The 14,051-nt window shown below is 68.7% G+C and carries 9 protein-coding genes; 5 read left to right on the top strand and 4 right to left on the bottom strand.

The window, feature by feature from the left end:
• Positions 1-10: 10 nt before the first annotated feature.
• Entirely contained in the window at positions 11-3,295 is a 3,285-nt protein-coding gene (icmF, locus tag ASD35_RS12015) for a fused isobutyryl-CoA mutase/GTPase IcmF (protein WP_056875174.1), read from the bottom strand.
• A 148-nt stretch (positions 3,296-3,443) separates the two neighbouring features.
• On the opposite strand from icmF, the gene ASD35_RS12010 reads away from it, so the two are divergent.
• Entirely contained in the window at positions 3,444-5,420 is a 1,977-nt protein-coding gene (locus ASD35_RS12010) for an OPT family oligopeptide transporter (protein WP_056875173.1), read from the top strand.
• Positions 5,421-5,423: 3 nt separating this feature from the next.
• Here ASD35_RS12010 and ASD35_RS12005 read toward each other — a convergent pair whose 3' ends face one another.
• Positions 5,424-6,107 (bottom strand): Bax inhibitor-1/YccA family protein, encoded by a 684-nt coding sequence (locus tag ASD35_RS12005; protein WP_056875172.1) that lies wholly within the window; start codon positions 6,105-6,107, stop codon positions 5,424-5,426.
• 112 nt (positions 6,108-6,219) lie between these two features.
• Between ASD35_RS12005 and ASD35_RS12000 the strand changes: the two genes are divergently transcribed.
• The gene (locus ASD35_RS12000) at positions 6,220-7,125 is read left to right on the top strand and encodes a LysR family transcriptional regulator (protein ID WP_056875171.1); all 906 of its coding nucleotides are present in this window, start codon (positions 6,220-6,222) and stop codon (positions 7,123-7,125) included.
• Here ASD35_RS12000 and ASD35_RS11995 read toward each other — a convergent pair.
• Positions 7,122-8,687 carry a methyl-accepting chemotaxis protein gene (locus ASD35_RS11995; protein ID WP_157275514.1) on the bottom strand — a complete coding sequence of 522 codons (1,566 nt, stop codon included), beginning with the start codon at positions 8,685-8,687 and terminating at the stop codon, positions 7,122-7,124. The two genes, ASD35_RS12000 and ASD35_RS11995, sit on opposite strands and share 4 nt — an antisense overlap.
• A gap of 118 nt (positions 8,688-8,805) precedes the next feature.
• Here ASD35_RS11995 and ASD35_RS11990 point away from each other — a divergent pair, with 118 nt between their 5' ends.
• From ASD35_RS11990 to aceK, 3 genes are all read left to right on the top strand, one after another.
• Positions 8,806-9,984, top strand: coding sequence for an isovaleryl-CoA dehydrogenase (locus ASD35_RS11990; protein ID WP_056875170.1), 1,179 nt, complete (start codon positions 8,806-8,808; stop codon positions 9,982-9,984).
• A gap of 118 nt (positions 9,985-10,102) precedes the next feature.
• Positions 10,103-10,774 carry a carbonate dehydratase gene (gene can / locus ASD35_RS11985; protein WP_056875169.1) on the top strand — a complete coding sequence of 224 codons (672 nt, stop codon included), beginning with the start codon at positions 10,103-10,105 and terminating at the stop codon, positions 10,772-10,774.
• A gap of 16 nt (positions 10,775-10,790) precedes the next feature.
• Positions 10,791-12,569 carry a bifunctional isocitrate dehydrogenase kinase/phosphatase gene (gene aceK / locus ASD35_RS11980; protein WP_056875168.1) on the top strand — a complete coding sequence of 593 codons (1,779 nt, stop codon included), beginning with the start codon at positions 10,791-10,793 and terminating at the stop codon, positions 12,567-12,569.
• On the opposite strand, the gene ASD35_RS11975 is transcribed toward aceK, so the two are convergent.
• Positions 12,566-14,050 (bottom strand): FAD-dependent monooxygenase, encoded by a 1,485-nt coding sequence (locus ASD35_RS11975; protein WP_056875167.1) that lies wholly within the window; start codon positions 14,048-14,050, stop codon positions 12,566-12,568. The genes aceK and ASD35_RS11975 overlap by 4 nt on opposite strands.
• Position 14,051: the final 1 nt, after the last annotated feature.

Here is a 14,051-nt window from a genome sequence, read left to right as displayed (position 1 = left end):
CGCAGGCTGTTCACATGCTGCGCCGGTACTGCCCGCCCACTTCAAACAGCGCGCCGGTAATTTGACCCAGCGAGCACACCCGCACAGCGTCCATCAGCACGTCGAAGACATTACGGTTCTCGATGACGGCCTGTTGCAGGCGGGCCAGCATGGCCGGCGCTTCGGCCGCGTGGCGGGCGTGGAAGTCGGCCAGCCGCTGCAGCTGCGACTGCTTCTCCTCGTCCGTCGAGCGCGCCAGCTCGATGTGCTCCGGCACCGGCTCGCCCTTGGGGTTGCGGAAGGTGTTGACGCCGATGATGGGGTACTCGCCGGTGTGCTTGAGCATCTCGTAGTGCATCGACTCCTCCTGGATGCGGCCGCGCTGGTAGCCGGTTTCCATCGCGCCGAGCACGCCGCCGCGTTCGCTGATGCGCTCGAACTCGGTCAGCACCGCCTCTTCCACCAGCTCGGTCAGCTCGTCGATGATGAAGGCGCCCTGCGACGGGTTCTCGTTCTTGGCCAGGCCCCACTCGCGGTTGATGATGAGCTGGATGGCCATCGCGCGGCGCACGCTGTCCTCCGTCGGCGTCGTGATCGCCTCGTCGAACGCGTTGGTGTGCAGCGAGTTGCAGTTGTCGTAGATCGCGATCAGCGCCTGCAGCGTGGTGCGGATGTCGTTGAACGCGATCTCCTGCGCGTGCAGGCTGCGGCCCGAGGTTTGCACGTGGTACTTCAGCTTCTGCGAGCGCTCGTTGGCGCCGTAGCGGTCTCGCATCGAGATGGCCCAGATGCGGCGTGCAACGCGACCGAGGACGGTGTACTCCGGGTCCATGCCGTTGCTGAAGAAGAAGCTCAGGTTGGGCGCGAAGTCGTCGATGTGCATGCCGCGCGCGAGGTAGGCCTCCACGAACGTGAAGCCGTTGGACAGCGTCAGCGCCAGCTGGCTGATCGGGTTCGCGCCGGCCTCAGCGATGTGATAACCCGAGATCGACACCGAGTAGAAGTTGCGCACGTTGTGGTGCACGAAGAACTCGGCGATGTCACCCATGACCTTGAGGCTGAACTCCGTCGAGAAGATGCAGGTGTTCTGGCCCTGGTCTTCCTTCAGGATGTCGGCCTGCACGGTGCCGCGCACATTGGCCAGCACCCAGTCCTTGATCTTGGCGGCCTCGTCGGCCGTGGGTTCGCGGCCGTTGTCGGCGCGGAACCTGGCGAGGTTCTGGTCGATGGCCGTATTCATGAACATCGCGAGGATGCTCGGCGCCGGACCGTTGATCGTCATCGACACCGATGTGCTCGGATTGCACAGGTCGAAGCCGTCGTACAGCACCTTCATGTCGTCCAGCGTCGCGATGGACACGCCGGAGTTGCCGACCTTGCCGTAGATGTCCGGCCGCGGCGCGGGGTCGGCGCCGTACAGCGTCACCGAGTCGAAGGCCGTGGACAGGCGCTTGGCGGGCATGCCTTCGCTGACCAGCTTGAAGCGGCGGTTGGTGCGGAAGGCGTCGCCTTCGCCCGCGAACATGCGGGTGGGGTCTTCGCCCTCGCGCTTGAACGCGAACACGCCGGCCGCGTAAGGGAAGCTGCCGGGCACGTTCTCCAGCATCAGCCACTTCAGCAGCTCGCCATGGCATTCGTAGCCGGGCAGCACCACCTTGCGGATCTTGGTGCCGGACAGGCTCTGCGTGACCAGCGCGGTGCGGATCTCCTTGTCGCGGATCTTCACGACGTACTCATCGCCGGCATAGGCCTTGACCATGTCGGGCCACTGCTGCAGCAACTGGCGTGCGTCGCCGTCCAGTTTGGCGCGGCGCTGCTCGGCGAGGCCGGCCAATGCGCCGCCGGCGTCGTCCTGGCTGGCCGCTTCGAGCATCGCGTGGCTGGCATCCAGCTGCTGGATCTCTCGGGCCAGCGCCGCCTGCCGGCGCGCGCGTGCCTTGTAACCACGCACCGTCTCGCTGATGTCGGCGAGGTAGCGTACGCGGCCCGCCGGCACGATGGGCGTCTGGTGCGTGCTGTGGCGCGTGTGCACCGGGGGCAGGCGGCCGTCGGTCAGCGGCAGGCCCAGGTCGGCGAGGCGGGCCTTCAGCGCCTGGTAGAGCGCCGTCACGCCGTCGTCGTTGAAGCGGCTGGCCATCGTGCCGAACACCGGCATCTGGTCCGGCATCACGGTGAAGGCCTCGCGGTTGCGCTGCACCTGCTTGGCCACGTCGCGCAGCGCGTCCAGCGAGCCCTTGCGGTCGAACTTGTTGATGGCGACGAACTCGGCGAAGTCCAGCATGTCGATCTTCTCGAGCTGGCTGGCGGCGCCGAACTCGGGCGTCATCACGTACATGGGCACGTCCACCAGCGGCACGATGGCGGCGTCGCCCTGGCCGATGCCGGAGGTCTCGACGATGACGAGGTCGAAGCCGGCGACCTTGGCGGCGGCGATGACGTCGGGCAGTGCAGGGGAGATCTCGGAGCCGAAGTCGCGTGTGGCGAGGCTGCGCATGAACACGCGCTGGCCTTGCGACCACGGGCCGATCGCGTTCATGCGGATGCGGTCGCCCAGCAGCGCGCCGCCGCTCTTGCGCCGCGACGGGTCGATGGAGACCAGCGCCACGCGCAGCGCGTCGCCCTGGTCGAGGCGCAGCCGGCGGATCAGCTCGTCGGTGAGGCTGGACTTGCCGGCGCCGCCGGTGCCGGTGATGCCGAGGACCGGCGTCTTGATGTCTTTGGCCCGTGAACGCAGCGCGTCGACGATTGAACCGTCGGCCTTGCCGTTCTCCAGCGCCGTCAGCAACTGGGCGAGGGAACGCCAGGCCGCTTCGGAGTGCCCGGTGATGGCGGACAGATCCTTGGGCGCATGCACGCTGAAGTCCTGGTCGGCCTTCATGACCATCTCGCCGATCATGCCTTGCAGGCCCATGCGCTGGCCGTCCTCGGGGCTGAAGATGCGCACGCCGATTCGGGCAAGCTCACTGATCTCGGCCGGCACGATGACGCCGCCGCCGCCGCCGAACACCTGGATGCGCTCGCCGCCGCGCTCTTTCAGCAGCTGCACCATGTACTTGAAGTACTCGACGTGCCCGCCCTGGTAGCTGCTGATGGCGATGCCTTGCGCATCCTCCTGCAGCGCCGCGGTGACGACTTCATCCACCGAGCGGTTGTGCCCGAGGTGGATGACCTCCGCACCCATGCCCTGCAGGATGCGCCGCATGATGTTGATGGCGGCGTCATGCCCGTCGAACAGGCTGGCGGCGGTGACGAAACGGACCTTGTGGGTCGGGCGGTACTCGGCCAGCGCTTTGTAGTCGCTAGAGAGATCGGTCATGGCTGTCTCCTTGCTCGGCGCGGATTCTAGGTCGCCAATTGACGTTAACGTCAATTGAGCGCGCCGCTAGGGTTATCCGGGACCGGCGGGCCGTGCGGGCTGCCACGATGATCGGCGCTCCGTCCACCCGGCGTTGCCGTCTCGAAGCATGAGCTCCTCATCGCCTGCCACCGCGCCCCAGCTGGGCACCGAGCTGACCCTGCGCGGCATCGTGCTGGGCATCCTGATCACATTGGTCTTCACGGCGGCCAACGTCTACTTCGGCCTGAAGGCCGGACTGACGTTCGCGACCTCCATCCCGGCCGCCGTCATCGCGATGGCCCTGCTGCGCCGCGCGGCGGGCAGCTCCATCGGCGAGACCAACATCGTGCAGACCATCGCGTCGTCCGCGGGCACGCTGTCGTCCATCATCTTCGTGCTGCCCGGGCTGGTCATGATCGGCTGGTGGACGGGCTTCCCGTACTGGATGTCGGCCACGCTGTGCGCGTTGGGCGGCGTGCTGGGCGTCATGTACTCCATCCCGCTGCGCCGGGCGCTCGTGACGAACTCGCCGCTGCCGTATCCAGAGGGGGTGGCGTGTGCGGAGGTGCTCAAGGTCGGCCACGCCACCGGTGGCGGCGAAGGCAGCCGGCAAGGGCTGGCGGCCATCGTCACCGGCGCCGTCGTGTCGGCCGGGTTCAGCATCGCCGTGGCGATGCAGCTGTTCGCGGCCAACCTGGCGCAGTACTTCCGGCTGCCCGGCCAGCGCAGCGGGGCCACGGGCTATGACCTGAGCTTCAGCTTCGCGCTGCTGGCCGTGGGCCATCTGGTCGGCCTGTGGGTGGGCGTCGCCATCCTGGCCGGCGCGGCCATCGCCTGGCTGGGCTTCGTGCCGGTCCTGACGCAGGCCACAGACGGCGCGGCCGAGGCGGTCGCGCTGGCGGCCTGGAGCCGGCAGGTGCGCTTCGTCGGCGCGGGCTGCATCGCGGTCGCCGCGATCTGGACGCTGGTCAAGCTGGCCGGGCCGGTCATCGCCGGCCTGCATGGCGCCGCGATGACCGCCCGCGTGCGCCGCGCCGGCCGCGCCGACACGCTGCCGCGCAACGAGCGCGACATCCCCATCGGCACCGTCGGCCTGGTCACGCTGGCCTGCATGCTGCCCATCGGCGTCATGCTGTCGCGCTTCGCCAGCTCGGCTGGGCTGGGCGACCAGCTGGGCCTGCTCGTCGTCGGCGGGCTGGTGTATGTGTTCCTGATGAGCTTCTTCGTCGCTGCGGTGTGCGGCTACATGGCCGGCCTGATCGGCTCGTCCAACAGCCCGCTGTCGGGCGTCGGCATCCTGGTCGTCATCGGTGCTTCGCTGCTGCTGGCGCTTGGTGTGAAGCCGCTGCTGCCGGCCGCCACAGGGCAGGCACTGGTCGCGTTCGCGCTGTTCGTCACGGCGGTGGTGTTCGCCGTGGCGACCATCTCCAACGACAACCTGCAGGACTTGAAGACCGGCCAGTTGGTCGACGCCACGCCCTGGCGCCAGCAGGTGGCCCTCGTCATCGGCGTGGTCGCCGGCGCGCTGGTGATCCCGCCGGTGCTCGACCTGCTGAACAAGGCCTACGGTTTTGCCGGCGCGCCCGGCGTGGACCCGAAGACCGCGCTGGGCGCCCCGCAGGCCGCGCTGATTTCGGCGCTGGCCAAGGGCGTCATCCAGGGCGACCTGGACTGGAACCTGATCGGCATCGGCGTGGCCGTGGGGGGGGCCTGCATCGTCTTGGACGGCATGCTGAAGCATGCGACGTCAGGCCGGGCGCACCTGGCGCCCCTGGCGGTGGGCCTGGGCATCTACCTGCCGCCGAGCAGCACGCTGATGATCGTCGTCGGCGCCGTGGCCGGTTGGGCCTACGAGCGCCGCGCCGCGCTCCAGCGCGACCCCGAAGCCGCCCGCCAGCTCGGCGTGCTGATGGCCTCGGGCCTCATCGTCGGCGAGAGCCTGTTGGGCGTGCTGCTGGCGGCCATCGTCGTGTTCTCGGGCCAGAACACGCCGTTGGCGGTCGTCGGCGAGGGCTTCGCGACGACCGCCCAGTGGCTGGGCGGCCTGGCCTTCGCCGGCATCGGCATCGGCCTTTATCGCGGGCTGCTCAGGAAGCAGCCCTGAGGGTCACTCGTCCGAGCCGGCAAAGCCGAACAGGTGCAGCAGGCTGGTGAACAGGTTGAAGATCGACACGAACAGGCTGACCGTGGCCAGCACGTAGTTCGTTTCACCACCGTTCACGATCTGCTGGGTCTCGAACAGGATCAGGCCGGCCGACAGCAGCGCGACGACGGCCGAGACCGTCAGCGCCAGCGCGGGGATCTGCAAGAACACCGCGGCCAGGCCGGCCAGCACGGCGACGATCATGCCGGCGAACAGGAAGCCGCCCATCCACGACAGGTCGCGCTTGGTGGTCGTCGCATAGGCCGACAGCGCCAGGAACACCGCGCCGGTGGCGCCCAGCGCCAGCATGACGGCCTGGCCGCCCGCGGGCAGCGACAGCGTGCGGGTCAGCAGCGGACCCAGCGTCCAGCCCATGAAGCCGGTCAGCGCGAACACGAGGCCGACGGCCATGCCGCTGTTCTTCAGCTTGTGGATGCCGAACAGCAGGCCGAAGTAGACGACCAGCGTCAGGATCAGGCCCGGCGCCGGCAGGTTGAAGGCCACGGCGGCGGCCGCGACGGCGGCGCTGAACAACAGCGTCATCGACAGCAGCGCATAGGTGTTGCGCAACACGCGGTGGGCGGTGCCGCGGTCGACCGCGCCGCCGTAGGGCGTGGCGATCGCGAGGGTGCGAGGTTGGTTTTGCATGGCAGCTCTCCGGGGAGGGGCGATAAGGCCGGCCAGACTAGGCCATCGTCACTGCATAAAAAAGCGGAAAATCAAGAACGAATACTTCCGTATAAATTGGGGGAACCCGGCAATGAGCCTGAACTACAGCTACCGCCACCTCTACTACTTCTGGGCCGTCGCCAAGGAGGGCGGCCTGACCCGCGCGGCGGAGAAGCTGGGCCTGTCGGTGCAGACCGTGTCGACCCAGGTCCGGGAGCTGGAGCAGGCCCTGGGCGCTTCACTGCTGAAGCCGGCCGGCCGCGGCGTCGCGCTGACCGAGGCCGGGCGCACGGCGCTGGATGTGGCCGACCAGATCTTCTCGCTGGGCGAGACGCTGCCCGAGCGGGTGCGCGAGGCCGTGGACGTGCCCACCGTGCGGCTCGCCGTCGGCATCTCGGACGGCTTGCCCAAACTGGTGGCGCAGCGCCTGCTGGCACCCATCCTCGACACGCCGCAGCTGCGCCTGCTGTGCCACGAGGACGAGTTCGACGACCTGCTGGGCGACCTGGCCCTGCACCGCCTCGACGTCGTGCTGGCCGACCGCCCGGCGCCGCCCAACCCCAACCTGCGCGTCTACAGCCACTCGCTGGGCAGCTCGCCCGTGGCCTGGTATGCGCACCCACGCTGGGCCGCCGCGGCGGCGCGCGAATTTCCCCGCTCGCTGGCCGATGTGCCGCTGCTGCTGCCGACCTCGCACGCCGCATTGCGGCCGCAGCTGGACCAATGGCTGACGCAGCGGGGGCTGCGCGTGCGCGTGACCGGCGAGTTCGAGGACAGCGCGCTGCTGGCGACGTTCGGTGCCGAGGGCCTGGGCGTGTTCCCCGCAGCGACCGCGGTGGACGACGCGCTGACCGGCCGCTACGGCCTCGTCAATGTCGGCGTGGCCGAGGGCCTGGCCGAGCAGTTCTACGCGGTGGGCACCGACAAGAAGATCACCCACCCCCTGGTGCGCCGCCTGCTGCCGCAGCCGGCGGCGATTGCGTCAACAGGCCCCTAGTTCAGCCGGAAGGCGGACACCGCCTCGGCCAGCTTGTGCGCCTGCTCGCGCATCGACTGCGCCGCGGCGGCGGATTCCTCCACCAGCGCGGCGTTCTGCTGCGTCATCTGGTCGAGCTGCGTGACGGCCTGGTTGACCTGCTGGATGCCGTCGCGCTGCTCGCTGGCGGCGGCGGCGATCTCGCCGATCAGGTCCGACACGCGGCTGACGCTGCCGACGATGTCGTGCATGGCCTGACCGGTCTGCGCGACCAGCACGGCGCCCTGCTCGACATTGCCGACCGAGGTGCCGATGAGCGACTTGATCTCCTTGGCGGCCTCGGCGCTGCGCTGGGCGAGCGAGCGCACTTCCCCGGCGACGACGGCGAAGCCACGGCCCTGCTCGCCGGCCCGCGCGGCCTCCACGGCAGCGTTCAGCGCCAGGATGTTGGTCTGGAACGCGATGCCGTCGATGACGCCGATGATGTCGCCGATGCGGCGCGAGCTGTCGGTGATGCCCTGCATGCTCTGCGTCACCTGCGCCACCACCTGGCCACCGCGCTGTGCGGCTTCGGCGGCCGACGCAGCGAGCTGGTTGGCCTGCCGGGCGGTATCGGCGCTCTGGCCGACGGCCCCACTCATCTCCTCCATCGAACTGGCTGTCTGCTGCAGGCTGGAGGCGGCCTGCTCGGTGCGGCCGGACAGGTCGTGGTTGCCCTGCGCGATCTCGCCGGCCGCGGTGGTGATCGATTCGACGGCGTCACGCACCTGGCCGATGGTCGTGCGCAGCGCCTCGACCATGGCCTGCATCTGGCCCATCAGGCTGTCGCTGCGTGCCGAGGACAACCGCGGGCTGAGGTCGCCGCGTGCGACGTCCTGCATCGCCGCGATGGCCACGCGGGGTTCGCCGCCCAGCTGGCCGAGCACGCTGCGCGCGATGGCCAGGCCCAGCGCGACGGTGATGGCCAGCACGACCGCGCCGATGCCGACCTGCTGCAGCGCGGCGCGCCAGACCAGCGCCTTCACGTCGTCGAGGTAGAGCCCCGAGCCGACGACCCAGTTCCAGCCGGGGATCTGCACGACGTACTGCAGCTTGGCCACCGGCTCGGTGCCGCCGGGCCGCGGGAAGTGGGTGTCGACGAAGGCCCGCCCGTTGCTCGACGCCTTCACGCCGGCGACCATGTCCCGGATCGTCTTGCGGCCGTTGCCGTCGACGATCTTGTCGAGCATGTTCTGGCCGGCCCACTCGGGCTTGACAGGGTGCACGACGCTGACGCCGTCCAGCGACCAGGCATAGAAGTACTCGCTGCGGCCGTCGGTGCCGCCGAAGCGCGCCATGCGGATGGCCTCCCGTGCCGTGGCCTGGGCGGCGTCCTCCTGCAGCTTGCCGCTGGCGGCCTGCTGCTGCAGCGCCAGCACCTGGTTGGCCACGGATTGCACGGCCGTCTGCAGCACCTCGCGGCGGCCGGCCATGATGTCGTTGTAGGCCTGGACGCTGTTGATGGCCACGAGCAGGATGACGCCTGCAATGGCGGTGCCCAGCAGCAGCAGGATGCGGCGCTGGAAACTCAGCTGGTTCAGCATGGATGCTCCTCGCCGGGCGGGTGGGTTGGGTGCTTGCTACAGTTGACGTTCACGTCAATCAACGCCCGGCAGCCCCGTTGTAACCGGGTTGTCGCGGGGTGAACAGGAGATATTCCGCATGAATTTGCCCGGCCTCAACTTCCAGCTCGGCGAGGACATCGATGCGCTGCGCGACGCCGTGCGTGCCTTCGCCGATGAAGAGATCGCGCCGCGCGCCGCGGAGATCGACCGCAGCGATCAGTTCCCCATGGACCTGTGGCGCAAGATGGGTGAGCTGGGCGTGCTCGGCATCACGGTGCCCGAGCAGTACGGCGGCGCCAACATGGGCTACCTGGCCCACATGGTGGCGATGGAGGAGATCAGCCGCGCCAGCGCCTCGGTGGGCCTGAGCTACGGCGCGCACAGCAACCTGTGCGTCAACCAGATCAAGCGCAACGGCAACGATGCGCAGCGCGCCAGGTACCTGCCCAAGCTGATCTCGGGCGAGCATGTCGGCGCGCTGGCGATGAGCGAGCCGGGCGCCGGCTCTGACGTGCTGAGCATGAAGCTCAAGGCCGAGGACAAGGGCGGCGTCTACCTCCTCAACGGCACCAAGATGTGGATCACCAACGGCCCCGACGCGGACACGCTGGTGGTCTACGCCAAGACCGAGCCCGAGCTGGGCGCGCGCGGCGTGACGGCCTTCCTGATCGAGAAGGGCATGAAGGGCTTCAACATCGCGCAGAAGCTCGACAAGCTCGGCATGCGCGGCTCGCACACCGGCGAGCTGGTGTTCAACAACGTCGAGGTACCGGCCGAGAACGTGCTGGGCGCCGTCAACGGCGGCGCCAAGGTGCTGATGTCGGGCCTGGACTACGAGCGCGCCGTGCTGACCGGCGGGCCGCTGGGCATCATGCAGGCGGTCATGGACAACGTCGTGCCCTACATCCACGACCGCAAGCAGTTCGGCCAGAGCATCGGCGAGTTCCAGCTCATCCAGGGCAAGGTGGCAGACATGTACACCGTGCTGCAGGCCGCGCGTTCCTTCGCCTACACGGTGGCCAAGAACCTCGACATGCTGGGCGCCGAGCATGTACGCCAGGTGCGCAAGGACTGTGCGAGCGTCATCCTGTGGACGGCCGAGAAGGCCACCTGGATGGCCGGCGAGGGCGTGCAGATCTTCGGCGGCAACGGCTACATCAACGAGTACCCTCTGGGCCGCCTGTGGCGTGACGCGAAGCTCTACGAGATTGGTGCCGGCACCAGCGAGATCCGCCGCATGCTCATCGGTCGCGAGCTGTTTGTCGAGACCATGTAATGGTCGACGGGACGGACAACAAGCTGCGGAGCAGCGCCGTTGCGGCGAAGGCTCATATCCGCAAGGCGGATGTGAGCTGCAGCCAGACCATGTAACCGCTGGCTGAGAAAATAGGCGCATGACGACGACCAACCACGAACTGCAGGACCTGCTCGACAACAACCAGCGCTGGGCGGCCAACACCGAGGCCCGCGAGCCCGGCTTCTTCTCGCGCCTGCTGAAGCAGCAGACGCCGCAATACCTCTGGATCGGCTGTGCCGACAGCCGCGTGCCGGCCAACGAGCTGGTTGACCTGCTGCCGGGTGAACTCTTCGTGCACCGCAACGTTGCCAACGTGGTCGTGCACTCGGACCTGAACTGCCTGTCGGTCATGCAGTTCGCGGTGGACCATCTGAAGGTGCGCCACGTCATCGTCGTCGGCCACAGCAATTGTGGCGGCGTGCGCGCGGCCTTGTACGACCTCCGGGTGGGCTTGGTGGAGAACTGGATCCGCCATGTGCAGGACGTGCGGCGCATGCACCAGGACTGGCTGGACACCGTACCCGAGCCGCAGCGCGTCGATGCACTGTGCGAACTGAACGTGCTGGAGCAGGCCCGCAACGCCTGCCACACCACCGTCGTGCAGGACGCCTGGGCACGCGGGCAGGAGATCGTCGTGCACGGCTGGGTCTATGGCCTGCACAACGGCCTGCTGCAGGACCTGCAGCTGACGGCCTCGCGCGCCGAGGACGTGGAGTCTGCCTACCGGCGCGCGCTGGAGCGCGTCAAGGCGCGCTACGCCGCGGCCTGATCGGGAATCGGGACGCATGTTCCCGACCCAGCTCACCGATTCGCGCGCGTTCGAGATCGCCCAGGCCCTGCTCGGGGGCTTCGACCGGCACTACCGGCTGTTCCGCGCCACGTCGGCCGAGGCCAAGGCGCGCTTCGAGCGTGGCGACTGGCAGGGCCAGCAGCGTGCCCAGGCGCTGCGGATCGAGTTCTATGACACCCGTGTCGCCGAAGCCGTCGAGCGGCTGGAGGAGCGCTTCTCGGCCTCGACGCTGCCGATGGCGGTCTGGCAACAGGTCAAGCTGCATTACATCGGCCTGCTGACCAACCACCACCAGCCGGAGCTGGCCGAGACCTTCTTCAACTCGGTGTGCACGCGCATCCTGCACCACGCGTACTTCCACAACGCCTTCATCTTCGTGCGGCCGGCCATCTCGACCGAGTACATCGAGAACGACGAGCCCGCGGCCACGCCCACCTACCGCGCCTACTACCCGACGCCCGACACGCTGCGCGAGACGCTCGCCCGCGTGCTCACCAACTTCCAGCTCGACGGAGAGTTCGCCGACCTCAGGCGCGACGTCGAGCGCGTGCTCGCGGCGGTGCTGGCGCGCCTGGGTGACTTCCGCTGGCGCGCCAACTTCCAGCTGCAGGTGCTGTCCAGCCTGTTCTACCGCAACAAGGGCGCCTACGTCGTCGGCAAGCTCATCAACGGCTTCAGCGAGACGCCGTTCGCGCTGCCCATCCTGCGCAACGAAGACGACGGCCGCTACGTCATCGACGCGGCGCTGTTCGGCGAGGACGACCTGCTCGCGCTGTTCAGCTTCGCGCGCGCCTACTTCCTCGTCGACATGGAGGTTCCGAGCGCCTACGTGCAGTTCCTGCGCTCGTTGATGCCCAGGAAGCCTCGCTCGGAAATCTATTCAGCCCTCGGCCTGCAGAAGCAGGGCAAGAACCTCTTCTATCGCGACTTCCTCTCGCACCTGCGCCATTCGTCGGACAAGTTCCGCATCGCGCCGGGCATCAAGGGCATGGTGATGCTGGTGTTCGACCTGCCGAGCTGGCCGTTCGTGTTCAAGGTCATCAAGGACTTCTACCCGCCGCAGAAGGACACCACGCGCGAGGGCATCCAGGCCAAATACCTGCTCGTGAAGGCGCACGACCGCGTGGGCCGCATGGCCGATACGCTGGAGTACACGCGCGTGGCCTTCCCGCGGCATCGCTTCGAGGACGAGCTGATCGCCGAGCTGAAGCACTTCTGCCCCAGCCTGCTTGAGGAGAGCGGGGACGACCTCGTCATCCGCCACCTCTACATCGAGCGCCGCATGGTGCCGCTCAACATCTACCTGCAGGAAGCCACGCCCGAGCAGCTGGAGCGCGCCGTCGTCGAGTACGGCAATGCGATCAAGGACCTGGTGGCCGCCAACATCTTCCCCGGCGACATGCTGTGGAAGAACTTCGGCGTGACCCGCCACGGCAAGGTGGTGTTCTACGACTACGACGAGATCGAATACCTGACCGACTGCAACTTCCGCCGCGTGCCCGCGCCGCGCAACGAGGAGGACGAGATGTCCGGCGAGGTCTGGTGGCCGGTCGGCCCGCGCGACGTGTTCCCCGAGACCTTCGGCCCTTTCCTGCTCGGCAACCCGCAGGTGCGCGAGGCCTTCATGCGGCACCACGCCGACCTGCTGGATGCGGGCTTCTGGCAAGCGCACAAGGCCCGCATCCTGGCGGGGCATGTGCACGACGTGTTCCCGTATGACCCGTCGCGCCGCTTCGCCGTGACGCCACGGCGCGACGTGGAACATCCGGGCTAGGCATCGCGGCCCGGCGAGCGCGGCTCGCCGAACCAGCGCCTCAGCGCCTCCCCAAGCGCGGCATCGTGGCCGTGACCGGCCCAGGCCACATGCCCGTCGGGTCGGATCAGCAGCGCCGCTGGCAGCTCGACCGTGCCGACGACGGGAAGCTCGCAGCGGCCCTCGGCTTGTGCGTCGCACAGCGTCACGCGGTCCGCCCAACCGGCAAGGATGAAGCGGCCGGGTGCGCCGAGGTTGAGCAGCACCGGGCGGGCCTCGTGCAGCAGGCCGAAGAGGCGCCGCCGCTCGCCGTGGGTGACGAGATCGAGGTCGGGCACCCGGCGACCCAGCAGCGGGTGCCCGGCGCCCAGTTCGTAGCGAACGTCCAGCCCCGACACCGACGCCGAGTACCAGCGGCGTGGCCCGTCCATCTGCATGGTCTTGGCCATCATGTCGCGCAGTGCGTTGGAGCGGTCGTCGCCCCGGTTCAGCGCCGTGAGCGCCAGCGTCTGCTGCAGCAGCGCCGCGCCGACGGGATGCCGCTCGGCGTGGTAGGTGTCGAGCAGGCCGTCCGGCGTGACGCCCTTGACCACCTGGGCCAGCTTCCAGCCGAGATTGACCGCATCCTGCAGGCCGAGGTTCAGGCCCTGGCCCCCGACGGGTGAATGCACGTGGGCCGCATCGCCGGCCAGCAACACCCGACCTTGCCGGTACTGCGCGGCCTGGCGTGCCGCGTCGGTGAACCTCGACAGCCAGGTCACGTTGTGGACGCCGAAGTCGGAGCCGTAGGCCGCCGTGAGCGCGGCACGGAGGGCGTCGACGGCGGGCTCGGCGCCGTGCTCCAGCGCGGGTTCGATGACGACGCCGCGGAGCCGCTTGCCATCGTCGAGCTTGCCGATGGCCGACGTGCCCTTCAGGCCCCGCCGGAAACCCAGGGGCGGGTCGTCCGACATGTCGGCCTCGAAGATCAGGTAGCTCAGATCCGCATCCCAGCCGGGGAACGCGATACCGGCCTGCTTGCGAACGCGGCTGCGCCCGCCATCGCAACCGACCAGGTAGCCGGCCCGCATCGTTGCGCCGTCGTCCAGCGTGATGTCGACGCCCGCGTCGTCCTGCACGAACGCCGTCAACTCCCGGCCGCGGTACACCGGCACGCGCAGCTCAGCCACCCAGTCGGCGAGGGTGCGCTCTATCCTGGCCTGCCACAAGCCCAGCGTGTAGTTGTGGCGGCTGGGGCGGTCACTCGCGTCCAGCACGGCGCCCGCGAACATCACCGCGTGGTGCTGGGTGCCCTGGGCGATGAACCGGTCGGCGACGCCGCGCTGGTCCAGCACCTCGATCGACCGGGGATGCAGGCCGCTGGCGCGGGAACCGGCGACATCCTGGTTGATGCGCTTCTCGACGATCGCGACGTCGACGCCGGCCAGTGCGAGTTCTGCCGCCAGCATCAGGCCGGTCGGGCCGCCTCCCGCGAGGATCACGTCGTGCAAGCGTGGATTCATG

Source organism: Pelomonas sp. Root1444 (assembly GCF_001426885.1).
Classification (GTDB): domain Bacteria; phylum Pseudomonadota; class Gammaproteobacteria; order Burkholderiales; family Burkholderiaceae_C; genus Pelomonas.
Note: the sequence above shows the minus strand (reverse complement) of the source record. Positions and strands in the feature narration are given on the sequence as shown.

What these genes read in the sequence shown, in the direction of transcription:
- ASD35_RS12010 (WP_056875173.1), top strand. Translation starts at nt 3,444, where the DNA reads ATGAGCTCCTCATCGCCTGCCACCGCGCCCCAGCTGGGCACCGAGCTG.
- icmF (WP_056875174.1), bottom strand. Translation starts at nt 3,295, where the DNA reads ATGACCGATCTCTCTAGCGACTACAAAGCGCTGGCCGAGTACCGCCCG.
- aceK (WP_056875168.1), top strand. Translation starts at nt 10,791, where the DNA reads ATGTTCCCGACCCAGCTCACCGATTCGCGCGCGTTCGAGATCGCCCAG.
- ASD35_RS11990 (WP_056875170.1), top strand. Translation starts at nt 8,806, where the DNA reads ATGAATTTGCCCGGCCTCAACTTCCAGCTCGGCGAGGACATCGATGCG.
- ASD35_RS11995 (WP_157275514.1), bottom strand. Translation starts at nt 8,687, where the DNA reads ATGCTGAACCAGCTGAGTTTCCAGCGCCGCATCCTGCTGCTGCTGGGC.
- ASD35_RS12000 (WP_056875171.1), top strand. Translation starts at nt 6,220, where the DNA reads ATGAGCCTGAACTACAGCTACCGCCACCTCTACTACTTCTGGGCCGTC.
- ASD35_RS12005 (WP_056875172.1), bottom strand. Translation starts at nt 6,107, where the DNA reads ATGCAAAACCAACCTCGCACCCTCGCGATCGCCACGCCCTACGGCGGC.
- can (WP_056875169.1), top strand. Translation starts at nt 10,103, where the DNA reads ATGACGACGACCAACCACGAACTGCAGGACCTGCTCGACAACAACCAG.
- ASD35_RS11975 (WP_056875167.1), bottom strand. Translation starts at nt 14,050, where the DNA reads ATGAATCCACGCTTGCACGACGTGATCCTCGCGGGAGGCGGCCCGACC.